Here is a 25,761-nt window from a genome sequence, read left to right as displayed (position 1 = left end):
TGCCTCACGGGCGTCTCACAATGCGGTGTGGCGGGCCAGCCCCTTGCCTTAGTCCATGCCGAGACGCAGGCGCACGCGGGTTCCGGCAAGACTGCCGAGGAAGCCGAAAACCAGCCAGAGCCAGCCATGCAGCGAGCCAGACACAAGGCCGCCCAGATAAGCGCCGATGTTGCAGCCGTAGGCCAGACGGGCGCCGTAACCCATCATCAGACCGCCTGCGACTGCCGTCAGCACGTCGCGGCGGCTCAAACGCCAGACAGGTGCAAAGCGGCCGGCCAGACCGGCGGCTGCCATCGCGCCCAGGATGATGCCGAAATCCATGACCGAGGTGGTGTCACGCAGCACCGGGTTTTCCAGCGCACCGCGCTGCCAGGTCCAGTAAGGCCAGCTCTCCACCGGCACACCGGCAGTATGAAACAGCTTGCCACCCCAGAGCGCAAAGGCAGAGGTGATGCCCCAGGGCCGACCGATCACTATGAGGGTGGCAATGCCGACGATCGCCAGCATCACAGCGCCCATCATGGGTGACCAGGGACCGGCGAAAAATGACTTTGTGGGCCTTGCTTCGGCAATCGAGCCATGTGCGCGCCGTTCGATGACGACGGTCGCAATTGCCAGCAGGCCGAGCACAAATGCGGTCAGAAGAAAGGCGCCATGAGGCCCGAACTCCCGAATGAGCGACATTGGCGGCAGCTTGGGCAGACGGCCCCACAGGTGCAGATGCGCGGTGGCTGCCACCGAACCGAGGATGAAGCTTGCCAGGGTGATCATCATGCGGGTGGAGCCGCCCCCGGCGGTGAACAGCGTGCCGGATCCGCAGCCGCCACCCAGTTGCATGCCGATGCCGAAGAGGAAGGCTCCGAACGCGGCCGCCAGACCGAAGGGAAAGACGAAGCCGCCTGTCGGCCAGCCAAGCACATGCCCCCAGGCAATCAGGGGAAAGGAAACGGCGCTGGTCAGAAGAATGAGCACGAATTGCGCCCTGAGGCCGCCGCCGCGTCTTTCCGTGACGATCCGCCGCCATGCGGCTGTGAAGCCGAAGCTTGCATGATAGAGCGACAGTCCGGCGAGACCGCCGATCAGGGCGGCCACCGCCTGACGTGGTCCGGCTTCGCCATAAGCGCCCAGAGCGACCATGGCCAGAAGGCCGGCCGCGATGGCGACAACGGCTGCTTGAGATTTCCCGACGGCCAAGGCCATGTGTTGCTGCTCCCGCGCAGATCCGACTTTCAAACCCCGATACGAAGACTTGCACTTCCCGCCTTAATTTCGCAACGAAGGTGTCTTTTCTTCACCTACACATTGCCAACACCTTTTTGTGTTTTGCAGTTCAAGTGCAGCCTGCGGATTTTGAATGGAAATATTCAGCCGTCCGGAGCTCTGCAGCCGCGGTTGGCGGGACCCGGTTTCAGAGGACCGGAGTGAGAAACAAAAAGGCCTGTTATGCGTCTAACTGATCAATTCGGATATGAGCTTACCCTGTCCGGCAAGGAAGCCCTGACCGCCTGGAACGAGACCGTGAAAGCCTTTCTGGCGCATGGCAGGACCACCCCGCAATATCTCGAGACCTGTCTCGGTCTGGAGCCGGACTTCGCGCTGGGTCATGCCACCCGCGGGCTTTTCTGTCTCCTGCTTGGCCGCCGCGAGATGACCGCAACGGCACAGGAATGCCTGTCGATCGCCAGTACCTCGGCCCTGAACACGCCGGTTACGGCCCGCGAACAGGCTGTCATCGATGCCCTTGGAAACTGGTTGCAGGGCTATCCGACACGCTCTGCCGATCTTCTCGATGCCGTGCTGGTGACGGTTCCGCAAGACACCTTGATCATGAAGCTGGTTCACGCCATCCGCTTCGTTCTGGGTGACGCCACCGGCATGCGGAAGTCGATCGAACGGGTACATGCGGCCTACGACGAAACGCACCCGGCCTACGGCTACCTGCTTGGCTGCCGCGCGTTTTCGCTGGAAGAGACAGGCGACTATCGCCTGGCGGAGACCGCTGGCCGCAGAGGGCTGGAGTTTGCCCGCGACGATGCCTGGGGCCTTCACGCCGTGGCCCACGTGCATGACATGACCGGCCGCTCCGAAGAAGGCACGGCCTGGCTGGAATCCCAGCCGGAAGGCTGGGCGCATTGCAACAATTTCGGCTATCACGTGTGGTGGCACCTGGCGCTGATGTATCTGGACCGGGGCCAGGCCGACAAGGCACTGGCGCTTTACGACAACGACGTCCGAAAGGACAAGACAGACGACTACCGCGACATTTCCAACGCGGCGTCCCTTCTTGTCCGTCTGGAGATTGAAGGCGTCGATACCGGTGCGCGGTGGGACGAGCTGGCGCTTTTGTCCGATAAACGCGCCGAAGACGGCAGCAACGTCTTTGCCGACCTGCATTACCTTCTGGCCCTGTTGAACGGTGGCCGCCGCATGGGCGCCGAGCGGCTGCTGACCGGGCTGAAGGAGCGCGCGCAAAGCGAAACGGATATTGGCCGCATCACCGCGGAAGCCGGACTGCCGACAGGCCTCGGCCTGGAACAATACCGCAAGGGCAATTACGCCTCCGCCTTTGCCCTGCTGGACTCGGCAAGAGACAATCTAAACATGGTCGGCGGCTCGCACGCCCAGCGCGATGTTTTCGAGCGAATCACGATCGATGCAGCCCTGCGGGCAGGCATGCCAGAGGATGCGGAACGGCTGCTCAAAAGCCGGACGCACAAACGCGGTGCGCTGGATCGATTTGCCGAACAACGCCTTGAACTATGCGATAAAATGCACCGCGCCCACCGAGTGATGGAAGACCAAAAACTCAGGGCTACCGGCTCGGTCTGATCCCCTGCCGGCACTCGATTGACCAATTATCTCTGGACCCATCGTGAACGCTCACACACAAACGAAACGACCACGCGATCCGCGGCTCGATTTTTTCCGCGGCCTTGGAATGTTCATTATCTACGTTGCCCACCTGCCATGGAACTGGTGGACGCTCTGGATCCCTGCCCGGTTCGGGTTTTCCGATGCAACGGAAATCTTCGTCTTCTGCTCCGGCATGGCGTCCGCGCTCGCCTTCGGCAAGATCTTCGATATTCACGGCTGGGGCATGGGGGCAGCCCGTATCCTGCATCGCATGTGGCAGGTTTACTGGGCGCACATCGGCCAGTTCCTTGTCATTGCCGTCGGCCTCGCCATGCTGCAGAACAGCGGCTATCTGACCGAGTGCTGCAATCTGACGGAAAACTACGTCGCCTCGCTCAATCTCCAGCATCTTTACGACAAGACCGAGGTCGCCCTGCCCGGACTGCTGACAATGACCTGGGTGCCGAATTATTTCGACATTCTGCCGATGTATGTGGTGATCCTGTCGCTGGTCCCGGTAATCATGCTGGTCGCCCGCTATTCGGTTCCGGGTGCTTTCGCGGTGTCGGTCGGCCTGTGGCTGGCCGCCCAGTTCGATCTTCTGAGCCTGCCGGCCGAACCCTGGTCCGACCGGGAGTGGTTCTTCAACCCCTTCGCCTGGCAAATGCTGTTCTTCACCGGCTTTGCCTTCATGCGCGGCTGGATTCCCGCACCGCCGGTCAGCAAGCCCCTGATGGTGCTGTGCGCGGTGGTCCTGATCGTAACTGTTCCCTTCGCCTACTTCCGCGCTTATCAGGAAATGCACCTGAACCTGGTCTGGGCTCGTGAAATCCGCGAAATGATCACCCCGCTCTGGATCAAGACCGAATTCGGTCTTTTCCGCTATCTGCACTTTCTGGCATTGGCCTATCTGGCCTGGGTCGCCGCGGGCGAACACGGCAGGCGCCTGCTGGGGCACGGTGAGATCTGGGGCCAGTTCGTGCGCGTCGTCCAGAAAGTGGGCCAGCAGTCGCTGCCGGTGTTTATGGCAAGCCTGGTCATCGCCCAGGCTGCGGGCATCCTGCGCGACATGGTCTGGGGCCGTGGTGACTGGTTGCCGCAGATCCTGTCCAATCTCCTCGGTTTCCTAGCTCTGATTGCCGTTGCCTATGTGGCCGGCTGGTACAAGAGCCAGCCCTGGCGCAAGCCGCCCGCAACGTCTTCCTCCGGCCCTTCCGAGCGGCCGAAGACACCGCCCGCCGATGGCAATGAACCGACAGCCAGGGCCAAGGCCGAAACCCGCGAACCTGCCCTCACCTAACAGAGGGAACGACGCCTTCTCCTAACTTGAGCGCCCGCAGGAAAAATGCCTTCTGCGGGCGTTTCGGTTTCCGGCGCGCTGCGCAGCGTTCGATCGTCCTGGACGAACCCTTTCAAACCCCTGCCCTGAAAACACAAACACCGGCCAAGCGGCCGGTGTCGTAACGGTTGTTCAGGTCATGCGGGTGGCGTCAGTGCAGGGACGCCATTTCCAGATCCGCTTCAAAGGCATTGGCAACGGCTGCTTCCCGGCTATCCGCCAGCAGGATCGGCGTACCGTCCGCATTGAGGAGCGCGTAAAGCGTCATGTTGTCGTGCAGCGGCGGGACATCGGGAAACATTTCCTTCAGATCCCGGGCCTTGATCTGTTTGATATAGGCAACATCTCCGGTGCCCAGTTCGGTCAACTCGTCAACCGACATGAACTCGGAAAAGAGCGTGCGGTCTGCCCAGGAAGGGCTATTGGGGTTTTGCATCAGTCATTCTCCATATGTTGGCCGGCGAGCGTTCATTCGCCGCTGGAGATTTCTATTTTTCTGATGACACGCTCCGGTTCAGGACGTGCCAGGTCGATGGACAGAAGCCCATCTTTCAGGTCGGCTCCGAGGATCTCGATCCCCTCGGCCAGGACAAAGGCCCGCTGGAACTGACGGGCGGCAATGCCGCGATGCAGATACTGCCGGGTCTTGTCGTCGACCTGACGACCCCGGATAACCAGCTGACTCTCTTCTACCGAGACCTCAAGCTGCTCTCTTGTGAACCCTGCCACCGCAAGGGTGATCCGAATGACATCGCCCTGATCTTCCGTTTTCGGGAGTCTCTCGATGTTATAGGGCGGATAACCGTCGTTGGCGGCCTTGGAGACGCGATCGAGCACGCGCTCGATATCGTCAAACCCGAGCATGAACGGGCTAGAAAACGCTGACATGCGTGACATCCTCAAAGTCCTTGTTGAAGCGACCTTGTGCCCGGACCCTTTCAAGGCATCCGGACCGGAACCAACCGGTTCCTTTCATGATTAAATATGGAGCTTCGTTAAAATTGATTCAAGGAGCCAGACTTTCACACGATTTTTGCTTTGGCTTCTCTGTGAATTATTCAACAGAACGAAGACAAAATCGGGTTCTGTTTCAAGAACTTCGTCAGAGCAGACACCGCCTGGCGAACTGTTGGTTCATGGCGTTCATCCTGATGCATTACAAGCCACCGCTCGGTTTCCATGCCCTCGAAGGGGCCGCCAATGCGCACCAGATCGGGAAAGGCATCGCCAACAAAGGTCGGCAAAAGCATCCGCGCGTTGCCCTTGCGAACCAGCGACAGGGCAAGCGAAGCCTTGTTGACGGTGATCACCGCCTCAGCGCCATGGTTTTCCGTCAACCAGAGGCCGGTCGGTGAATGGGCATCGTCTTCCACGAGCCCGATCCAGCCGGGCTCCGCGCCTTTGGGAACACTCGCGGCCTGATAGGCGGCGTACTGCACCCTTCCCACCTTCTGCCCGGCCAGCCAGGCCTGTTTGGGCCGGCTGTTGCGGATACCTATATCGATCTGCCGGCGGGCAATGTCCCGGTTCCTGAGATCGGCGAGAATTTCCGGCATCCATCCGGCGTCAGGCGTCCAAAAGGACGACAGGTTGTCGATGAGGAGCCGCGCCGTCCAGTCTCCGGCGGAAATCCGGATCCTCCGACGCAGCCCTTCTCCCTCTTTCCAGGCTTCGATGCTGCGGGCGGTCTGATCCATGTCTTCAAGGTACCGCAGAAGATCATGCGCGGCGGCGGTGAGCTGATAGCCTCGCGCTTCGCGTTCCACCAGGCGGACATCGAGGCTCTTCTCCAGAGCGGCAACCCGGCGGCCGAGCGTTGCAGAACTGACGCCGGCCTTGTCTGCCGCGCCGGCAAGACCACCTGCTTTGGCAACCGCCAGAAACAGCCGAAGATCTTCCCAATCGATATTTCGTTTCATTTTTGAAATCTCGTTTTCAATTAGAAAACATGGGAATAGGCACCTCTCGTGAGACTATCTGCAAATACCCTTTCAACAAAATCAAAATTGAATGGAGCCGCAGATGCTCATTCCCTATTCGATGCCTTTGCAAAGGAAATGCGGTGACACCCGCATGCCAAGCTGGAACGATCCCGTCAGATCGCTCTATCCGCATCATGCGGAATTCTGGCCGCAGGAAGTGCCGGAGCATGTCCGGCTGCTTGACCTCAGCAGGAGGCTGGCCCGTAAACGCCGGCGGCTTCTCCTGTTGAAACTGCTGAAAATATGCCTTGGCCGCCCCCTCAGACGGAAAAGGCCCCGGCGTTTTTCCGGGGCCTCTTGTGGGAATGCATCTGTCAGATGCGCGGCAGACCGCGGCTCTTCCGGCCAGGGTGGCGTCGCCATGTTTCCGGAAGTGCCGGCTGCTTGATACGGCTCAGTTTGCGGCCGGGATCAGGCGGCTGCCGTAGGGGTTGTCGATCACCATCTTCCAGCTGCCATCCGCCTGGCGCCGCAGCACGGCGATGGACAGGCCCTCGCCGGAGACCGGCTTTCCTTCCGGGTCGGTGCCGGTCATCGTCCAGGGGGCGATGTGAACGGCAAGATCGCCCTCCACGATCACTTCATGTCCCGAGTAGGTGAATTTCGGCGATATGGAGCGGAACTGGTGAAACAATTCGCGCGCCAGAGTGCTGTCGGACACCGGGTTGCCGGGCTCGAATGCGATGCTCTGGCTCGGCTCATAGGTCTGCATCACCGTATCGATGTCACCCGTTTCGAAAGAGGTGGTCATTTTTTCGATCAAGGTGATGACGTTCAGTTCTTCCTGGCTCATGTCTTTGGTTCCTTCTGCGAAGCTGGGTTGGGAAAAGGTCATCACGGCAAGTACGGCTGCCGTTGCTGCGATGTGTTTCAACTGGGTCACGGGAGGTCTTCCTTTCTGTCGGCAAGGCGGTGCCAGTCCCGCCCGTTGCCGGGCTGGTTGATGCGTTCGGTTACTGGCGGATCTGATCGCGTCAGTGACGGGGAGAGAGGATTTCGGTCAACTGGACGCGGATATCTTCGGGGCAGCGTTGCCGGGGCACGGCGTTCTGAAGTTCAAAGGCCTTCAGGCCGTCGATCACCGATGCCACCTGCCGCCTGGCGTCGTCATAGGTTTGCGATGCACCGGCAGAATTGGGATAGGCCCCGGGCTGAAGACGGCCGGAGGCGATTGCCGCCGGCAGGCGCTTCGGGCAACTGCATCTGGCACTTGCCGAGACGACGCCGCAGTGGCGCGCGGTAAAGGCCATCACCTCGTCCCGCGCCCGCGACAACCGCTTACGGTAGGCCGCAGGAGCGATTTCCAGGATGCTGGAGGCTTCGCCGTGCTCCAGTTCCAGAATATCCCCCAGCACGTAGGCCAGTCTCAGCTCCATGGTCAGGCAAAGCAGCATGGCCATGGTGCAGGAGATCCTGAGTTCATTCAGCAGCAGAACGTCGTCCGGCGCCTTGGGCGGCTCTGCCACCAGGCCGTCTACCAGGTCGGCGGCAAAGGCATCGAACGTCAGCCCCAGATCCCGGTCGCGAACTTTCCTGGCGCTCACCAGATAGCGCACGGCCACACGGTAGACCCAGGTGGAAAAGCGGCTCTCTCCCTTAAAAGTCGAGAGTTTGGTCAGGATCAGGATGAGGATTTCCTGAGTCGCCTCACGGGCGTCTTCCGGATTGACCAGAATGCGCCTGGCCAGATGATGGATCTGGTCCTGAACGCCTTCCAGAACCCGTTCCAGAGCAATCCTGTCACCTTCCTGGGCTGCCCTGACCGTTTCCGTTTTCACGCTGATTGCCGTCATGTCGTGTTCCGTCTCTTGCTGTCTCGTTATGTTAGAGAGCGCGAGGCTGGAATGTGTGACACATTTTTTTCATCACCGTGCAGCTTGCGCGATCCAGCCGGAAAAGCCACTCTGCCGCTCCTGCCGCCGGACCTGTTTCCGATCCCAAGACTTAACGAGCCCACCGATGACCCGCGACGAGTTTGACGCCTTCTGCAAAAAGCTTCCGGCAACCACCCATGTGATCCAATGGGGAAATGCATCGGTCTGGAAGGTCGGGGGCAAGATCTTCGCCATCTGCTCGGGTTGGGGCGAAGGCGATTTTCCGCGGTTCAGTTTCAAGTGTTCCGATATCTCCTACTCCTTGCTCACGCAGCAGGAGGGGATGATCCCGGCGCCCTATCTTGCTCGCGCCAAGTGGGTGCAGATGGAAGAGGAAGGCGCGCTTTCCGACGAGGACCTGAAGGCCTATATCGAAGCCGCCCGCAAGATCATTGCGGCCAAGCTGACCAGGAAACAGCAGAAGGAGCTTGGTCTTGCCGGGTGAGATGGCAGGCAAATGGCGGTCGCTTTGTCTGCTGATGCTTGCCGAGATCGCCGCCATGAGCCTGTGGTTCATGTCTGCAGCGATCCTGCCCGATCTGACCCGCGAATTTGCCATATCCGATTTCGCCCAGGCCGCGCTTTCCAGTGCTGTCCAGATCGGCTTCGTGTTCGGCGCCGTCACGTCGGCCTTGCTGGGCCTCGCTGACCGGATCGATCCCCGCCGTTTCTTCGCTTTCAGCGCGATCACCGCTGCGCTGTTCAATGCCAGCCTGCTGGTGGTCGAGCCGGGCGGGCTGGTGTCGATCCTTGCGCGGTTTGCCACCGGTGTTCTGCTGGCCGGCGTCTATCCGGTCGGCATGAAGATCGCTGTCGGCTGGGGCCAGAAGGATCGTGGGTTTCTGGTCGGCACGCTTGTCGGCGCACTCACCTTCGGCTCTGCCGCACCGCATCTTCTGGCTCTTTTCGGCGGCACCGACTGGCGCTGGAGCCTGAGCGTTGCCTCGCTTGCCTCTGCTGCAGGCGGTTTGCTGTGCCTTTTTGCCGGGCTCGGACCGTTCCACGCCAAGGCGCCCCGCATGAAGATGAAGGCCATCTTCACCGCCTGGACAAACCCGAAGATCCGCTATGCCTATGCAGGCTATCTCGGCCACATGTGGGAGCTTTATGCCATGTGGGCCTGGATCGGCGTTGCCCTTGCCGTTTCGTTCTCCGCCCATATGCCCGCAGAGACCGCAATCCCACTGTCCCGCCTGATCGCCTTCCTGACCATTGCGGCCGGTGGTGCTGCCTGCGTCGTTGCGGGGATCATGGCAGATCGTGTCGGCAAGGCGAACATCGCCATCGCGGCAATGGTCGTCAGCGGTACCGCCGCGCTTGCCTCAGCGCTTGCCTTTGGCGGGCCCGTCTGGCTGACAATCCTGTGTGTCCTCATCTGGGGAGCGGCGATCCTGCCGGATTCAGCCCAGTTCTCAGCCCTTGTCGCCGACTACGCCCCGCCCGATCAGGCCGGCAGCCTGATGAGCCTTCAGACCGCCCTCGGCTTCGCGCTGACCTTCTTCACGGTCCAGCTGACGCCGCTCGGCGCAGAACTGATCGGCTGGCCCGGCGTGTTTGCTGTGATGGCCATTGGCCCGGCATTCGGGATTATGGGGATGCTCAGGCTCAAACGGCTTTGATAAGGCAAGTTCAGTGAGCGACAGAGACTTCAAGATTGCGGCAATTGCGTTAGCGGTGGGTTGGCCAGCATACTTTTTATTCCTGATGGCTGAAGCAAAATCGAGGAGTGCCGATAAGTTTTTTTGGACCCTAGCATTTCTTACAATCGTTTTGTTCGGGCAGCTCATAAAAAGAAAAAGAAAGCAGGAAGACCCATCATTCTTCAACGAGTTTGTAATTTGTTTTGTCGGATGGACTTCTTAATATTTAATGACACAATTGAATAGCAACTTAGTGTTTTTAAGCCATTTATTTTACGGACTTTTTCTTTTCTCGATGTACACAGCCGTTCTTGCTCTGGCTATTTTGATGCGAAAAATCGAAACCAAGGACAAACTATATTAGGACTTCATATTTTTTCGAAAGACTTATTGTTTTTCCATCACCAGCTCGAACTCCGAAAATCCGAAATCCTGACCGTTGATCCTGAGGCTGACCGCCTGTGTGCCACCGTAGTAGACACGTGTTGTGATCGGCCGGATGGCGTGGCTGCGGGACAGGGTCAGCCGCTCGCCCGGGGCCAGTGTCAGCTTGGTCCATTTGAACACCTTGGGCGCCAGCGTGCCGTTGGCTTTCTTGAAATGGATCAGATAGTCGAGCACAAGATCCTGCAGGTTGCTGCTGGTCGAGACCAGTTCGAACTCGAAACCGACCGCCTCTCCATAGGCGACTTCTGACGTCAGGATCTGCGGGCCCTCGACCCGGACCTCCGGCGGATTGAGCCCGAAGGCCTCCAGCGTTGCCGTGTGGCCCTGCTTGATCAGCGACCGGCAGGCATGGCGCACAAGTTTTTCACGGGGTTTCTCCGCATCCTTCAACCAGCTTTTGGCGATATCGGCCACCAGATCAGGATGATCCTTGGCGATGTCGTTGAGATGATTGGCAACGGACCGTCGGACATAGTCTTCCGGGTCGTCTTTCAAGGCTTCCAGAAGCGGCAAGGTAGGTGTGGGGTCGACCACCAGGGCCTGAAGCCGCATGCCCCACGGCAAGCGCGGGCGGGTTCCTTCAGAGACCAGACGGCGCACGTGTACGCTTTCGTCCTTCACCCAGGGGGCCATGATGGCGAGCGCCCGTTCCTGATCCTGCGCCAGAAACGGGCGCACGTCGAATTCGGATGTCGCCCGTTTGGTCATTTCCTTCAAGAGTGCAAACGAAGCATCGAAATCATCCAGGCCGCTGGCCGCGACAACCATGCCAAGCGGCATCATGCCCCAACCGCGGATACCGCGTTCGTCACTGCCCCGGTCGAAGGCAATTTCCGTCATCGGGTGCAGCATGGCCTGCAGGATGGCAAAGCGGGACGACAGATCCCGTGGCAGATACCGGTCCAGATGCCTTGCGATCAGGCCGGCTCGCTGCTTGAGCTCCAGATCCTCGAGCTCCGCCAGGATGTCCGCTTCAAAGCCCAGACGGTCGAAACCGGCGTGATGTTGCGCAGCATGACTGCCGATGCAGCGCACCAGTTCCGGCGAAATGTTGTTCTTGAAGGGTTCCAAAGGTCTCTCCCCGACACGGTTCTCGAGATGTTTGCCAGAGCGGCAGCAGGAGTTCCAGACACCTCGTGCCGTTCTCCTGACAAGCACCGTCAGGAGGGTTGCACGACCACGTCCCGAGGAAGCGCGCCAGGGTTGGCTCAGGATGAGGTGGTGAAGTGGATGCGGCTCGCAGGTTGAAGGGCTGACCGGCCGGTTGTCCGACAAACAAAAAGCCACCCCGGCATAACCGGGGTGGCTTGTCCGGGTTCGGCGGCCCTCGTCAAACCGCCTCGCCTGACGTTTGCTGATCAGTCGATCCGCTGTCCGGTTTCGGCGTCGAAATAATGGATGTTTTCCGGAGCCGCGCGCAGATAGAGCTTTTCGTCGGGTTCATGACGGGCATGGCTCGACACGCGAACCAGGATCTCGTCGCCGCCATCTGCAAAGCTGGAATAGAGATAGCTTTCCGCACCGACCGGCTCGAGCACGTTGACGCTCGCTTCCAGATGGATGCCATCGCCCTCGCCGGGCGCGCTGACCACTTCGAGGTGCTCCGGACGGATACCGATGATGTAGGCATCCCGGCCCTTTGTATTTGGGCCCTTGAGGCCTGTGCCGGTTGCAAGCGCAAGGCCGTTGCCGTCCGCCTTGACCTTCAGGAGGTTCATGGCCGGCGAACCGATGAAGCTGGCAACAAAGGTGGAGGCCGGCTTGTCGTAGACATCAATCGGTGCGCCGATCTGCTCGATGTTGCCGCCGTTCAGAACCACGAGCCGATCGGCCAGCGTCATGGCTTCCAGCTGATCGTGGGTGACATAGACGCTGGTGGTGCCGAGCGCGCGCTGCAGGCGCTTGATTTCAACGCGCATCTGCACGCGCAGCTTGGCATCGAGGTTGGACAACGGCTCGTCGAACAGGAAAGCCGCAGGCTCGCGCACGATGGCACGGCCCATGGCGACGCGCTGGCGCTGGCCGCCGGAAAGGGCCCGCGGCTTGCGTTCCAGGTAATCGCCGATTTCCAGAATGCGCGCGGCTTCCTTCACCCGGCGGTCGATCTCGTCCTTGGCCATGCCGCGGTTCTTCAGGCCGTAGGCAAGGTTGTTGTAGACCGTCATATGCGGATAGAGCGCATAGTTCTGGAACACCATCGCGATGTCACGGTCGGCCGGGTCGACGTTGTTGACCACCCGGTCACCGATGCGGATGTCGCCGGTGGTGATTTCCTCAAGGCCTGCCATCATGCGCAGCAGCGTGGACTTGCCGCAGCCCGACGGACCGACCAGGACGATGAATTCACCGTCCGCGATGTCGATGGAAACGCCTTTGACCGCTTCCACGTTGCCGCCATAGACCTTGCGGACCGTGTCGAGAGTTATCGTTGCCATTTATCTAAAAACCTCACTTGTCGCTCTCGACGAGCCCTTTGACGAACCAGCTCTGGAAAATCACCACGATGAGCACCGGCGGCACGATGGCGAGGATCGCCAGCGCCATGGCCTCGTTGAAGTCCGGGATTTGCGCCCCGACCCAGACCTGCAGGATCTGCTTGATGCCGCGAACCAAGGTAAACAGGCTCTCGTCAGTGGTGATCAGCGTCGGCCAGAGGTACTGGTTCCAGCCATAGACGAACATGATGATGAAGATTGCCGCGATCATCGTCTGCGACAGCGGCACCAGGATGTCCTTGAAGAATTTCCAGGGACCGGCGCCGTCGATGCGGGCGGCTTCCAGAAGCTCGTCCGGTACCGACATGAAGAACTGACGGAAGAAGAAGGTGCCGGTCGCCGAAGCGATCAGCGGCACGATCAGGCCCGAATAGGTGTTCACCATGCCAAGCGACTGGACGATTTCGTAAGACGGCAAAATGCGCACTTCCAGCGGCAGCAGGAGCGTTGCGAAAATCACCCAGAAGCAGAGGGTTGCCATCGGAAAGCGGAAGTAGACGATTGCGTAGGCCGCCAGCATGGAAATGACGATCTTGCCGACGGCAAAGCCAAGGCCGAGGATCATCGAGTTCTTGAGCATCACGAACCCGTTGACTTCCTTCGTAAAGCCGCCGGCCTCGAACAGGACCGTCTCGTAGTTCTCGAAGAACTTGCCGCCCGGGGTGAACTGAATGCCTTCCTTGTAGATGGTGATCGCATCGTGCGTGCTGGTCAGAAACGCCAGCACCACCGGGGTGACCATGAAGAAGACGCCCAGAAGAAGAATGATGTGATCCGAGATCTGCAGTTTTTTCATCGCCGCCTCCCTTACGTGTAGTGCACGCGCCGCTCGATAAGGCGGAACTGGACGATTGTCAGGATGAACACCATCACCATCAGGATGACGGACTGGGCCGACGATCCGCCAAGGTCATTGCCGCGGAAACCATCCAGGTAGACCTTGTAGACCAGGGTCACCGGGTTGTTGCCGGGCTCGTTCTTCACAATGACGTCGATGATGCCGAACGTGTCGAAGAAGGCGTAGGTGATGTTGATGATCAGCAGGAAGAAGCCGGTTGGGGCCAGCAGCGGGAAGGTAACGGTCCAGAACCGCCGGAAGCCGGACCGGCAGTCGATGCTGGCAGCCTCCTGAACGGATTTGGAAATACCCTGAAGACCGGACAGGAAGAAGATGAAGTTCACCGGGATCTGCTTCCAGACGGCGGTGACGATCATGGCGAAGCTGGTGTCGAAGTAGCTGACGCCGATCTGCATCTTCCAGCCGAACAGGGCGAACAATTCGACGATGGGGCCGACATGCTGGTCGAACAGAAGCACGCCGATCAGGCCGGCGACGGGTGGAGCAACTGCATAGACCCACATCAGCAGGGTCTTGTAGGACGACGCCCCACGCAGAACCTTGTCCGCCTTGACCGCCAGCAGAAGGGCTATCCCGAGCGACAGGAGCGTCACGAAGAAGGTGAAGACTGCCGTGAAGCGCGCCACCCGGCCGTAGTCGGTGGACGTGACCATGTCCTTGAAATTATCGAGACCGACGTAGTCGAGCCGAAGCCGAACGGGTCTTCGAGATAAAAGGAGGACTGGATCGCTTGCGCGGCCGGCCACAGGAAGAAAACCGTCACGATGCCGAGCTGCGGCAGGAGCAGCAGATACGGCAGCCACGGAGACTGAAACTGGACTTTTTTCATTATTTCGTTTCTCGACCACCGGGAACGATTGGTGCCGGCCACCCCTTGTGGGACGGCCTGCCCGAAACGTCAGGCATTGGTTCGAATGCCCGAAATTTCATTCATTTCGCTGCGGATCGACATCGGCCACCCCGCCCCCTCCGGCTGAATGTCGGTCGATCCGGACCATAAACGCACATATTCGGCAGAATGGGTACGCCTATACAGCCACGCTCAAAGGTCGATAGGGGCGCAAGGCGCCCCTATCGGTCTGGCAACCAAGTCAGACTTAGTTGCTGGTGGTCTTGGCGAAACGCTCAAGAAGCTTGTCGCCGTCGGCCTTGATCGTTGCGAACGCGTCGTCGACGCTGGTTTCACCAGAGAAGACCTTGCCGAGTTCGCGGTTCATGACGTCGCGGATCTGGACGTAGAAGCCCATGCGGTAGCCCTTGGTCCACTCGCCGCCTTCCAGGGAAAGCTGCTGGATGCCGACTTCGGCCGCCGGGGTGCGCTCGTAGTGACCGTCCTTCTTGGCCAGCTCATAGGCAGCTTCGGTGACCGGCACGTAACCGGTTTCCTTGTGCCACATGTACTGGACTTCCGGAGAGGTCAGGTACTCGAAGAAGGAGGCAACGCACTTGTTCTCTTCAGCCGACTTGCCGGACATTGCAAAGAGAGCCGCACCACCGATGAAGGAAGCCTTGTTGGCGCCTTCAACAGCTTCCCAGTAAGGCAGGAAGGTTGCGGAGAACGGGAAGTCGACCGTGTCGGCGATACCGCCGAAGGAGCCTGAAGACCCGATCCAGAGGGCAACCTTGCCTTCGTTGAACGGGGTCTGGTTGTCACCCCAGCCGGTGCCGTAGTAACCGAAGAGGCCTTCGTCGAGCCACTTCTTGGCAGCCTTGAAGTGGTTCTTGATCGGCTCGCCGAAAACCAGCTCGGTGCCTTCCGCGCCGTCGTAACCGTTGTTGTTGGTTGCGAACTGCAGGTTATGACGGGACTTGAAGTTCTCGACGAATTCCCACGGCAGGTGCGACTGAACGAGCGGCACGTAACCGGCTTCCTTCAGCTTCGGAGCAATGGCTTCGAACTCTTCGTAGGTCTTCGGAGCTTCGACACCGGCCTTCTTCATCGCATCTTCGTTGATGTAGAGGATCGGAGCGGAGGAGTTGAACGGCATGCCGATCATCTTGCCGTCGCTGTCGGCATAGAAATAGCGAACACCGGCGATGTAGTCTTCGATGTCGAAGGCAACACCATTGTCCTTGAGCAGGTCTTCAACCGGAACAACAGCACCCTTTGCACCGATGATGGTGGCGGCGCCAGCATCGAACACCTGCAGGATGTTCGGCTGTTCGCCAGCGCGGAATGCTGCGATGCCGGAGGTCAGGGTTTCTTCGTAGGTGCCCTTGAAGACCGGCGTGATCTGGCAGGCGTCCTGGGATTCATTGTAGCCGTTGGAAATGTCGACAACGACTTCGCCGAGCTTGCCGCCCATGGCGTGCCACCAGGAAATGTCGGTCGCCGCATATGAAGCGGAGGACGTGCCCAACAGGGCGGCCGCAGCAACGAGGCTGGCGACGGTCTTGCGATAAGCCATGTTTATTTGCTCCCATCTAGCAGGGCGTTTTTGCCCCGGTCAGCAGTTGGTTCTCTCTCGGTGCCGAAATGGCTTTATCAGCACCAGAAACGATAACGCCTGCGTTTCGTATTGTTTTCATATGAACGTTATATGACGCTCATATGAACATTAAAAGACGCCTTGACCGCGTCCGCAAGAGGGAACGGATTAAATTTGAAGAATCCTGACCATTCAGTGGATGCAAGGCTGCCGTTGCAGAGGAACCCGCGATCTCGTCCGGCCGTCAAAGCATGCCTGTGCGCACGGCTTCCCCCATGCTGCAATCCGCGTTAACGCTGGCGTTTTCGCTGAATTTAGGTGGCTCATATGAAACTGGTCAGTCGTTCATATGAACTCCTGGTGACATTCGCCGGCCTGTGGAAAGTGCGGATTTTTTCAATCGCTTACCAGCCCGGGACAGGAGGTCCGGACCCGGCAGGTGGCTTCGGCCTGCCTTGCCGCGCCTTCAGGCGTCCTGTCCGAAGATCCGGCGCTTCGTGCTTGCGGAGGAATGCAGGATCTTGTTGTAGAGATAATGCTTGGCCCGCTTTTCCAGAAAGCGGAACGCGTATTCCAGCCTGCCCAAGAGGCTCCGCCGGGGCTTCGGCCCCGGTGTCAGATGTTTGTGAATGCGGCCCTCGTCGCAGAGCTGCTGGACCCACTGCTTTTCCGCATCCCAGTCATGGGTGTGCTGCTTGCCCTGATGGGTGAAGCCGAAGAGGTGGATTTCAGCGTCCGGCAGAACATCCAGGAATTCGGCGATGATGGATGCGCCCGATGTCGGGTTGCTGCGGTCGAACGGATCGAATCTCTTCAGGTGTTCCCGCGCCTTGTTCGTTGGGCCGAAACCCAGATAGCGCGGCTTGCATTCGCGCGCGAACAGCCAGTCGACCTCGCCGTTCTCCTTTATGTCGTTCACCCAGACTTCCGGCGCGCGCTCAAGGGCAAGCGGGTTGATCCGCTTCGACATATAGACCCGGGCGCGGTTGAGCATCAGAACGTCGACCCGCTGGCCTGCGGCCCCAAGGGCCGGCGCGCTGTTGAAGCGCAGCACCAGGTCCGCCTTGTCGATTTCCGGCGCATCGGCCTCGGAAATCGGTCCGTTGCCGACGATGGAAATCGTCCTGATCTTCCGGCCGTCCAGAAGGCTGCTGGTCATTGGTGCTTTCCTGCCTGTTGTGCCGGGCGTATAGCAACCCGGCTCCTGCCCGGCAACGGCTGTTTGGAATGGATACGGCCTGTATCCGGTTCCGCAAACAGCTTCCATGGGTTAGGCTTTGCTCAACCGATTGCTACAGACGATCCTTGCATGTCCTTGAAATTCTCCTCCGTCTTTCCGTTGAAACACGCCCGCGCCCATGAAGTGTGCGGCGACAGCGCGTTGAGCTTTGCCGCGATCGCCGCGGGGATGACCAAGGGCGCCGTCGTGTGGATTTCGGAAGACTGGCGGCCGACGGTGAACCCGGAAGGTCTTGCCCCCTATTGCGATCCGGGCCGGCTGCTTCTCACCCGCGCCGGCAACCAGCTGACTGCTCTGGCCAGTGCGGAGACCGCGCTCAGGTCCGGCGCCGCCGGGCTGGTGGTGGCCGAACTGTCCGGCACTGTCGGGCTGACGGAAGGCCGCCGGCTGCAGCTGGCGGCCGAGGCCGGGCGCACCACGGCCATCCTGCTGATCCCGGAAGGTGCGGGCAGCAATGCGGCCGAAACCCGCTGGCGCAGCACCGGTCTTGCCGCCCCGTCCGGTCCCTCTTCCGGGCTTGCGCCGGTGCCTCGTCAAAATGGTCACGACTCGACTCATTGGCGCTGGTCGCTTATAAAGAACAAAATAGGAACATTGTCGGAATGGGTAGTACGTTGGGATGCAGCGGCGCATCGTGTCATTGTGGTTTCCGAGGCTGGCGGCTGAGCGCTCCCTGCGTGCCCGGCCCGTCGACGCGCCCTTTGCGCTGAGCCTTTTCGACCGCAATTCCGAACGCCTTTACGACCTGTGCCCGCGTGCCGAAAGCTTCGGCCTCAACCGCGGCATGACGCTGGTTCACGCCCGCAGCTTCTGCCCCGGCCTGCTGACCCGCCCGGCGGACCCGGCCGCCGACCAGCGCTTTTTGAGGATGCTGGCCCGGTGGGCGACCCGCTACTGCCCCTGGGTCGGCCTTGACGGGCGCAACGGCCTTTTTCTCGACATCACCGGCTCGGCCCATCTGCTTGGCGGCGAGGAACCGCTGCTGGACGACATCCGCGCCCGGCTGGCCCGGGCGGGGCTGACCGCCCGGCTCGGCCTTGCCGACACCCCGGGAACGGCCTGGGCGCTGTCCCGGTTTGCCGAAGGCATTGCCGAGACCGGCGAGACCCTTGCCCGCATCGGCCCGCTGCCCTTGTCGGCCCTGCGGCTGTCCGACCAGACCTGCACCAGTCTGGAACGGCTCGGCATCGCCACGGTCTCGCAGCTCTACAATCTGCCGCGCGCCACCGTTGCCCGGCGATACGAGCCTGACGTCCTGCGCCGCCTCGACCAGGCTCTGGGGGCGCTGCCCGAGCAGATTTCCCCCCTTGGCGAAGAGCCGGGCTTTGCCGTGCGCATGACCCTGCCCGATCCGATCGGCCTTCTGGACGATGTCATGGCCGCCGCCCGCCGGCTGACCGCGCATCTGTGCCAGCGGCTCGACACCGCGCAGAAGGGCGCGCGCAGCCTGAAGCTGACCTTTCGCCGGGTCGACCAGGAAAACCAGGCAGTGGAACTGAAGCTCGCCCGGCCGATGCGCGACCCGGAACGGATCCTCGCCCTGTTCGAGCGCGGGGTCAGCGCGGTGGATGCGGGCTATGGCATCGACATGATCCGCCTGGAGGCAACAGAGGTGGAACCGCTCGGCATGCGCCAGCTGGACCGCACCGAAGGCCTGGAGAAGGACGGGCTCGACGATCTCATCACCCAGCTCGGCAACCGGGTGGGCCTCGACAATATCCTGCGGTTCCAGCCGGTCGACAGCCACATTCCCGAACGTAGCTTCAAGCTGGTGCCCGCCGCCTACAGCCGCCCGGCGCAAGCCTGGCCCGCCAACCGTCCGCGCCCGATCCGCCTGTTCGCGCCCGAACCGATTTCCGGCACCGGCTTCGAACCGCCCCGGCGCTTCCGCTGGCGCGGCCGGGCCCTGACCGTGTTCGAGGCCGAGGGGCCGGAACGGATCACCCCTGCCTGGTGGGACCTGGACGACAGCTGGGCCAAGGGCCTGCGCGACTACTGGCGCATCGCCACCCACCAGGGCCAGCGCCTGTGGCTGTTCCACACGCCCCAGCACCCGGCCTGGTTCGTGCAAGGGGAGTTCGGCTGATGGGCTTCCGCAGTTTACACCCCGCCTCCATCGCTTCCATCGCCTTCCCGGCCAGGCGCGGCACGAACACAGCCAAACCGGCAGGTCCGGGCTCCCAGATCCTGGGCTCCCCGGTCCCGGATCTCCGCTCCGCTGCGTCCGGGATGACGGCGGAGAGGACGGTTGTTGTTCCGGCCCTTCGGAATGCCTCTGGGCTTTGCGCCCTCCTGCCCCTTGCAAGGAATGCGGCTGGAACTGCGGTGTCTCAGGATTTGCCCCTGCTGTCATCCCCGCGCAAGCGGGGACCCAGGACATTCCATAGGCTGCAAACGGTGCCGGTCAGATCGACCCTGAATTCCCCGATCCTATGCTCCCCGGTCCCGGATCTCCGCTTCGCTGCGTCCGGGATGACGGCGGAGAGGATGGTTGTTGTTGCGGCCCTTCGGAATGCCTCTGGGCTTTGCGCCCTCTTGTGCCTTGCGAGGAAAGCGGCTGGAACTGTCGCGGCTCAGGATTTGCCCCCGCTGTCATCCCCGCGCAAGCGGGGACCCAGGACACGCCATAAGCTGCAAACGGTGCCGGTCAGATCGACCCTGAACTCCCCGATCCCGGGCTCCCCGCCCCCGGATCTCCGCTGCGCTGCGTCCGGGATGACGGCGGAGAGGACCACTGCCGTTCCGGCTCTCCCCGCCCCTTGCTCGGTGTCACCCCGGACGAGCATCGCGAGATCCGGGGCCTACTCGTTTGCAGAGCGGTGCCGTCAGGGGCTTCCGGTGCCGGCAGGGAAAGCGGACCGGCGGTTGAGGCCGGGCTTTGCGCTTTTGTTTCGCCAGGGCGGTACGCGGGGATATGGGGATCTCGCGCATCTGTCTTGCAAGGACAGCGCCGGAAAGAACAGGGAGGCCTGCCGATGAGCGTGCTGCCTTCGCCTGACGATTTCCGGCCCGAGCCGGTCCGCTATGCGGAGCTGGCCGTGACGTCGAATTTTTCGTTCCTGCGGGGAGCCTCCCATCCGGAGGAACTGGTGACCCGTGCCGCCATGCTCAATCTCGATGCGATTGCCATTACCGACCGCAATTCGCTGGCCGGGGTTGTCCGGGCCTATTCGGCGCTGAAGGAGATCAAGCGGGCGGCGGCCGAGGAAGGCGTGCAGATCCGCTCGCATTCGCAGATCGACACCTCCTCCCGCAAGGAGACGAACACGAGCCCGCCCCTGCCTGCCCCGCAGACGCTGAAGCTGCCGCGGCTGATTGTCGGCGCGCGGCTTTGCCTGCAGGACAGCCCGCTGCACTGGGTAGCGCTGCCGACCGACCGCGCCGCCTATGAGCGGCTGAGCCAGTTGCTTACCCTCGGCAAGCGGCGTGCGGAAAAGGGCGAGTGCCACCTGAACTTTGCCGACCTGATGAACGCCTGCAAGGGCATGATCCTGATTGCCCTGCCGCAGCCGGAGATGGCCCGCGAGACGATTTGTGAGACGGCTAAGGATCACATTCACCGCCTGCGCCAGGAAGCGCCGGGACATGTGTTTCTGGGCGCGGCGCCCCGCTATGACGGCACCGACCAGGCCTGGTTCCGCACCTGCGCCCGCGCGGCGCATTCGCTTGCCGCGCCGATGGTCGCCGTCGGCGATGTGATGATGCACCATGCCGGCCGGCGCCGGCTGGCCGATGTGCTGACGTGCCTGCGCGAAGGCTGCACCATTGACGACATCGGCACACGGGCCCTGCCCAATGGCGAACGCCGGCTGAAGGCGCCGGAGGATATGGCAAGGCTGTTCCGCCACCATCCGGCAGCCCTTCGCCGGACGCTTGAAATCGCCACCCGCTGCAGCTTCGATCTGTCCGAACTTTCCTACGAATATCCGGACGAGATCACGGGCAACGAACCGCCCCAGGAGCGGCTGGAACGGCTGACCTACGAGGGGCTGGAGAGGCGGTATCCCGCGGGCGTGCCGGACCACGCGCTGGCGCTGGCGGAAAAGGAACTGAAGCTGATCCGCAAACTTGCCTTCGCCGCCTATTTCCTGACCGTGCATGACATCATCCGCTTTGCCCGCAGCAAGAACATCCTGTGCCAGGGGCGCGGTTCGGCGGCCAATTCCATCATCTGCTATGCGCTCGGCATCACCGACGTGGGGCCGGAAACCATCACCATGGTGTCGGAGCGCTTCATCTCCGAACATCGGGGCGAGCCGCCGGACATCGACGTCGATTTCGAGCATGAGCGCCGCGAGGAGGTGATCCAGTATGTCTATGAAAAATACGGCCGCCACCGCGCCGGGCTCTGCGCCACGGTGATCCACTTCCGCACCCGCGCGGCGATCCGCGAGGTCGGCAAGGTGATGGGCCTGAATGCGGATGTCACCGCCGCGCTGGCCGGGCAGATCTGGGGCAGTTCCAGCAAGGGGCCGGAAGAAACGCGGATGCGGGAGATCGGGCTCGATCTCGACAATCCGCGCGTTCGCCAGACCATCGAGCTGATCCGCGAAATCATCGGCTTTCCGCGTCATCTCAGCCAGCATGTCGGCGGTTTCGTGATCACGCAGGGGCGGCTTGATGCCCTCTGCCCGATCGAGAACGCGGCCATGGAAAACCGCACGGTGATCGAATGGGACAAGGACGATATCGACGCTCTCGGCATCCTGAAGGTGGATCTGCTGAGCCTCGGCATGCTGACCTGCATCCGCAAGTGCTTCGAGCTGATCGACACCCACCATGGCCAGGAACTGACACTCGGCACCGTGCCCCAGGCCGACAAGAAGACCTATGACATGCTGTGCGTGGCCGATGCCATCGGCGTCTTTCAGGTGGAAAGCCGGGCGCAGATGAACTTCCTGCCGCGCATGCGCCCGCGCGAATTCTACGACCTCGTCATCGAGGTGGCGATCGTGCGCCCCGGCCCGATCCAGGGCGGCATGGTGCACCCTTACATCAACCGCCGCCAGGGCCGGGAGAAGGTCACCTTCCCCTCAAAGGCGCTGGAGGAGGTGCTGGGCAAGACGCTTGGCGTGCCGCTGTTCCAGGAACAGGCGATGCAGATCGCCGTGGTCGCCGCCGGGTTCACACCGTCGGAAGCCGACAAGCTGCGCCGCTCCATGGCCACCTTCCGGCGCATGGGCACCATCGGGCAGCTGAAGGACAAGTTCATCTCCGGCATGCTGGAGCGCGGCTACGAGCTGGAATTCGCCCAGAACTGCTTCGGCCAGATCGAGGGGTTCGGCGAATACGGCTTTCCGGAAAGCCATGCGGCCGCCTTTGCCATGCTGGCCTATGTCTCGGCCTACCTGAAATGCCACTTCCCGGCAGAGTTCGCCTGCGCGCTGCTGAATGCCCAGCCGATGGGCTTCTATGCCCCGGCGCAGATCGTGCGCGATGCCCGCGAGCACCAGGTGGAGGTGCGCCCCGTGTGCGTCAACACCAGCCTGTGGGACAACACCCTGGAGCGGCGCAGCGACGGCGCACTGGCGCTGCGCCTGGGGTTTCGCCAGATCAAGGGCCTGCGCGAGGAGGACGCGGCTTGGATCGTCGCGGCCCGCGGCAACGGCTATCCGGATACGGAAACCCTGTGGCTGCGCACCGGCGTCATGCCGACCACGCTGGAGCGGCTGGCCGAAGCCGATGCCTTTGCCGGCATGGGGCTCAGCCGCCGGGCCGCCCTCTGGCAGGTGAAGACCATCCGCAGCCCCAAACCGCTGCCGCTCTTCAACGACCCCATCGACGGCGAGGCGATCTTCGAGCCGGATGTCCTCCTGCCCACCATGCATCTGGGGCAGGAAGTGGTGGAGGATTACCTGTCCACCCGGCTAACCCTTCGCGCCCACCCGATGGAGCTGCTGCGCCCGCATATCCCGCACCTGACCCCGCATGACCGGCTGGCGGCGCTGACCCCGCGCGAGGCGCGCCGCGTTTCCGTCTGCGGGCTGGTGATCACCCGCCAGCGCCCGGGCACGGCCTCGGGCGTGATCTTCCTGACGCTGGAGGACGAGACCGGCGTTTCCAACGTGGTCGTCTGGCCGAAGATGTACGAGAAATTCCGGCCCGCCGTTCTCGGCGGACGGCTCCTGAAGGTCACCGGGCGGCTGGAGCGCGAAGGCATGGTCGTTCACCTGATCGCCGACCACATCGAGGACCGCTCCCGCGACCTGTCGCTTCTCGGCCACCCCAACGACGACGTTCTGGGCCAGACGACCACCAAGACCGACGACGTGCCGGTGCATCTGAAATCAGACGCGCAGAAGACACGGGCGATGCATCCACGCGAGCAGGCCAAGCGGCTGTTTCCGAGCCGGGATTTTCATTGAGGGGTGGTGCGTGAGATGGGTGGGGAGTGGGCGTTTGGTCCAATGTTCTTTATGCCCGCAAATCGACCCTTCGCAACAACAGAGATGCAAAACTTCTGTACTGTATGATTCAATTGAACAGGGGGGGGAACGCTCCCTGTTCGTTCAATATTGGCTAACCCGAATACAATGAAATTGCTCTTGGAAAGCTTCCCTAATACAATTGCAAAGGGCCGTGTCCTCGCTCTATGTCCTTCAACTTGATTACATTCGTGGAACAGCTCCACCTTACTCATTTGATATTGATCTGCTTATAATCGCTATGCAATTTATAGATGTGACTCAATGCTGAAGAATGAGTTTGATATTGAAAACCGCTTCGAACCTTTTGCGCAATGAATTCAATGTGCTTAAAGCTGAATACTCATCGTCGGCCGAGGAAATTTCGGATCTTTTGGAAGACGCTGAATTTGAGGGCATTTATTCGGACGATGTGCTAATCAAAGCCCAACAAACTCTTGTTGCTCCGAAAGATCGGCTAATCGCAGAACTTTGTTGGTTACCTGAGTTGAGCCGACAACAAAGGGAAAAGGCGCTTCAGGTCATTAAAGAAAGTGACACTAGCCAAGTACCTCAACAAATAGATCATTTTCCTGATCTAGCCAAAGCTAACATTCTTGCCTACTGCGCCTCCGAAATGGAAGGTGCCAAAGCAATAATTTTGTCGCTCTGCAATTGTTGGGATGACCTCGACCTAGATGCTTTGACAAATTTTATTAACGACAATCGGAAACTTGCTGGCTTCCCCCAGGTTAGCTTGGTTCAGGTTGAAGATGTCGTGAGTAATATTTGCCTTAAGCAAGCCATAACAGCGGCTGCGTCCATATGGCGATCTGGAGTACCCGGCTTTTTGATGAATTCTATTGTTGAGAAGGAACTCTCACGAAACCCGGAAAGTACTTTTCTAAAAAATCTTGTACGCGAATATGACAAGAATAGTGAAAAAGATCTTGCAGAAATCGCTCAGAAGATTTCCGATGCGGCGGAAAAAGCCAGGTCTGCTGGCGATGATCTAGGGTTCCATATACAAGATATAGATGGATATCTATTTCAATGGGATGAAATAAACCAACCAGTTCAACTTTATGACCAATCGCGTGGCCATGAAGAGGCACGTTCAAAAGCGCTTTATCAAGAATTGCGTGCGCTTAGCGTAGAGCTTGCCAACGAGCACAATCGTTTCGAAGCCTCGTTGCAGCTTTCTGAGGCTCTGCTCCGAACATTCCCGGAGCTTGAGTCGGCGGCTGAAATATTGCGTGGTGACGTCACTGATCTTGAAGACTTGGTCGAGCAGGAAAAGAACAATCGAATATTACAGCCCTTATTTGAGGCCTGTAATGCTGCGAAAGATGCTCCTCGAACCCCGTTGAAGGCCACGTTGCGTGCAGAGGGGTTTAGCGAACGCTCCAAGGGTGTGATTGGCGAGATAGCTGGTTCGTTGCAACGATCCTGCACCAAGCTGGATGATACTCGTGTCGCATACATGATTGTCCGCAATCTTTGCCTATACTGGAATAACGAGAAGGAGGATCCGGAAGCAGCATTCTTACTTATCGATGGGTTGATCACCTACGCAGGTAATGCGTTGGAAAGTGAAATGTCGGAAAGGCTAAGTGAAGATCGGGCGACATTGCACACGAATTGGAAAATGGGAGAATTGGAATCCAATAGAGGAAATAAAACCGCTATTTTACGAACTCTTGATGACCTTTTAATCTACGCGAAACCTAACGAAAAGTACGAATTCGAAAAATTAAGAAATGATATTAAAAAACAGAGCACTAAAAAGTACATTAAGTGGTCGATTTACGCTGTAATTGGCCTCTTCATTTTGCTCTCGATCATCGACAGCGAAAGCAAAAAACGGACTAGTGCAACCAAATATACGCCTTCCAATTCGTCAAGCCAACAGTCAGTTTCCGTGTCTTCCGAATCAATGCCACCAGTCGGGACTGGATTATCTCTAACAGAAAGCCAGGTGAGATACTGTATTTTTCAAGATAAACGACTAGATTTTATGCGAAATATGCTTTCAGACAATGCGGAAATAAGTCACTTTAATAGATTGGTCGGTGATTGGAATGCGCGTTGTTCAAATTATAGATATTTACCTGCAATAATGTCGAAAATTCAAGATGAAGTTGCTGGTAGATCCCATGACTTGCAGCTAGACGCACAAAGGATTTTGGGAAAGTGAAT

At 60.1% G+C, this 25,761-nt stretch carries 20 protein-coding genes and 1 pseudogene; 9 read left to right on the top strand and 12 right to left on the bottom strand.

Annotation, left to right across the window (positions count from 1 at the left end; genetic code table 11):
* Positions 1-48 precede the first annotated feature (48 nt).
* Positions 49-1,200: a YeeE/YedE family protein gene (locus SIAM614_RS09565; RefSeq protein ID WP_006934011.1), complete on the bottom strand. Its 1,152-nt coding sequence runs from the start codon at positions 1,198-1,200 to the stop codon at positions 49-51.
* Between the two features lie 243 nt (positions 1,201-1,443).
* Between SIAM614_RS09565 and SIAM614_RS09560 the strand changes: the two genes are divergently transcribed.
* Positions 1,444-2,829 carry a tetratricopeptide repeat protein gene (locus SIAM614_RS09560; RefSeq protein WP_006934010.1) on the top strand — a complete coding sequence of 462 codons (1,386 nt, stop codon included), beginning with the start codon at positions 1,444-1,446 and terminating at the stop codon, positions 2,827-2,829.
* 109 nt (positions 2,830-2,938) lie between these two features.
* Positions 2,939-4,153 carry an OpgC family protein gene (locus SIAM614_RS09555; protein WP_006934009.1) on the top strand — a complete coding sequence of 405 codons (1,215 nt, stop codon included), beginning with the start codon at positions 2,939-2,941 and terminating at the stop codon, positions 4,151-4,153.
* Positions 4,154-4,343: 190 nt separating this feature from the next.
* Here the strand turns inward: SIAM614_RS09555 and SIAM614_RS09550 are convergent, their stop codons facing one another.
* The 5 genes from SIAM614_RS09550 to SIAM614_RS09525 form a co-directional block, all read right to left on the bottom strand.
* Complete coding sequence (locus SIAM614_RS09550) at positions 4,344-4,628, bottom strand: BQ00720 family protein (protein WP_157139770.1); 285 nt, start codon at positions 4,626-4,628, stop codon at positions 4,344-4,346.
* A 32-nt stretch (positions 4,629-4,660) separates the two neighbouring features.
* Positions 4,661-5,089: an Hsp20 family protein gene (locus SIAM614_RS09545; RefSeq protein WP_006934007.1), complete on the bottom strand. Its 429-nt coding sequence runs from the start codon at positions 5,087-5,089 to the stop codon at positions 4,661-4,663.
* A 161-nt stretch (positions 5,090-5,250) separates the two neighbouring features.
* The gene (locus SIAM614_RS09540) at positions 5,251-6,111 is read right to left on the bottom strand and encodes a LysR family transcriptional regulator (protein ID WP_006934005.1); all 861 of its coding nucleotides are present in this window, start codon (positions 6,109-6,111) and stop codon (positions 5,251-5,253) included.
* Positions 6,112-6,568: 457 nt separating this feature from the next.
* Positions 6,569-7,057, bottom strand: coding sequence for a YybH family protein (locus SIAM614_RS30520; RefSeq protein ID WP_050789360.1), 489 nt, complete (start codon positions 7,055-7,057; stop codon positions 6,569-6,571).
* 91 nt (positions 7,058-7,148) lie between these two features.
* Positions 7,149-7,967, bottom strand: a complete 819-nt coding sequence (locus SIAM614_RS09525) for an RNA polymerase sigma factor (RefSeq protein WP_006934002.1) — start codon at positions 7,965-7,967, stop codon at positions 7,149-7,151.
* A gap of 166 nt (positions 7,968-8,133) precedes the next feature.
* On the opposite strand from SIAM614_RS09525, the gene SIAM614_RS09520 reads away from it, so the two are divergent.
* From SIAM614_RS09520 to SIAM614_RS09510, 3 genes are read left to right on the top strand one after another with little or no spacing between them, the layout of a single operon-like run.
* On the top strand, positions 8,134-8,493 hold the full coding sequence (locus tag SIAM614_RS09520; protein ID WP_006934001.1) for an MmcQ/YjbR family DNA-binding protein: 360 nt from the start codon (positions 8,134-8,136) through the stop codon (positions 8,491-8,493).
* Entirely contained in the window at positions 8,483-9,667 is a 1,185-nt protein-coding gene (locus tag SIAM614_RS09515; RefSeq protein ID WP_006934000.1) for an MFS transporter, read from the top strand. The genes SIAM614_RS09520 and SIAM614_RS09515 overlap by 11 nt, the downstream gene beginning before the upstream one ends.
* 13 nt (positions 9,668-9,680) lie before the next feature.
* Positions 9,681-9,911: a hypothetical protein gene (locus SIAM614_RS09510; RefSeq protein WP_006933999.1), complete on the top strand. Its 231-nt coding sequence runs from the start codon at positions 9,681-9,683 to the stop codon at positions 9,909-9,911.
* A gap of 164 nt (positions 9,912-10,075) precedes the next feature.
* Here the strand turns inward: SIAM614_RS09510 and SIAM614_RS09505 are convergent, their stop codons facing one another.
* From SIAM614_RS09505 to SIAM614_RS09480, 6 genes and pseudogenes are all read right to left on the bottom strand, one after another.
* On the bottom strand, positions 10,076-11,206 hold the full coding sequence (locus SIAM614_RS09505; protein ID WP_006933995.1) for a DNA alkylation repair protein: 1,131 nt from the start codon (positions 11,204-11,206) through the stop codon (positions 10,076-10,078).
* A gap of 287 nt (positions 11,207-11,493) precedes the next feature.
* Entirely contained in the window at positions 11,494-12,570 is a 1,077-nt protein-coding gene (locus SIAM614_RS09500; protein ID WP_006933994.1) for a sn-glycerol-3-phosphate import ATP-binding protein UgpC, read from the bottom strand.
* Positions 12,571-12,583: 13 nt separating this feature from the next.
* Positions 12,584-13,426 carry a sn-glycerol-3-phosphate ABC transporter permease UgpE gene (gene ugpE / locus SIAM614_RS09495; RefSeq protein WP_006933993.1) on the bottom strand — a complete coding sequence of 281 codons (843 nt, stop codon included), beginning with the start codon at positions 13,424-13,426 and terminating at the stop codon, positions 12,584-12,586.
* Positions 13,427-13,437: 11 nt separating this feature from the next.
* Positions 13,438-14,318: pseudogene (locus tag SIAM614_RS09490) on the bottom strand (ABC transporter permease subunit).
* A gap of 268 nt (positions 14,319-14,586) precedes the next feature.
* Positions 14,587-15,897 (bottom strand): extracellular solute-binding protein, encoded by a 1,311-nt coding sequence (locus SIAM614_RS09485; RefSeq protein WP_006933991.1) that lies wholly within the window; start codon positions 15,895-15,897, stop codon positions 14,587-14,589.
* Positions 15,898-16,384: 487 nt separating this feature from the next.
* Positions 16,385-17,077 carry a glycosyltransferase family 29 protein gene (locus SIAM614_RS09480; protein WP_006933990.1) on the bottom strand — a complete coding sequence of 231 codons (693 nt, stop codon included), beginning with the start codon at positions 17,075-17,077 and terminating at the stop codon, positions 16,385-16,387.
* 150 nt (positions 17,078-17,227) lie between these two features.
* Between SIAM614_RS09480 and SIAM614_RS09475 the strand changes: the two genes are divergently transcribed.
* From SIAM614_RS09475 to SIAM614_RS09455, 4 genes are all read left to right on the top strand, one after another.
* On the top strand, positions 17,228-17,824 hold the full coding sequence (locus SIAM614_RS09475) for an ImuA family protein (protein ID WP_006933987.1): 597 nt from the start codon (positions 17,228-17,230) through the stop codon (positions 17,822-17,824).
* Positions 17,793-19,244: a Y-family DNA polymerase gene (locus tag SIAM614_RS09470; protein WP_229597956.1), complete on the top strand. Its 1,452-nt coding sequence runs from the start codon at positions 17,793-17,795 to the stop codon at positions 19,242-19,244. Before SIAM614_RS09475 ends, SIAM614_RS09470 begins: the two co-directional genes overlap by 32 nt.
* A gap of 889 nt (positions 19,245-20,133) precedes the next feature.
* On the top strand, positions 20,134-23,523 hold the full coding sequence (locus SIAM614_RS09460) for an error-prone DNA polymerase (RefSeq protein ID WP_006933982.1): 3,390 nt from the start codon (positions 20,134-20,136) through the stop codon (positions 23,521-23,523).
* Positions 23,524-23,869: 346 nt separating this feature from the next.
* On the top strand, positions 23,870-25,759 hold the full coding sequence (locus SIAM614_RS09455; RefSeq protein ID WP_157139769.1) for a hypothetical protein: 1,890 nt from the start codon (positions 23,870-23,872) through the stop codon (positions 25,757-25,759).
* Positions 25,760-25,761 lie beyond the last annotated feature (2 nt).

It is taken from the genome of Roseibium aggregatum IAM 12614 (genome assembly GCF_000168975.1).
In the GTDB taxonomy this organism is placed as follows: Bacteria; Pseudomonadota; Alphaproteobacteria; order Rhizobiales; family Stappiaceae; genus Roseibium; species Roseibium aggregatum.
The sequence above is the reverse complement of the archived record's forward strand: the minus strand, read 5'-3'. Positions and strand labels throughout refer to the sequence as shown.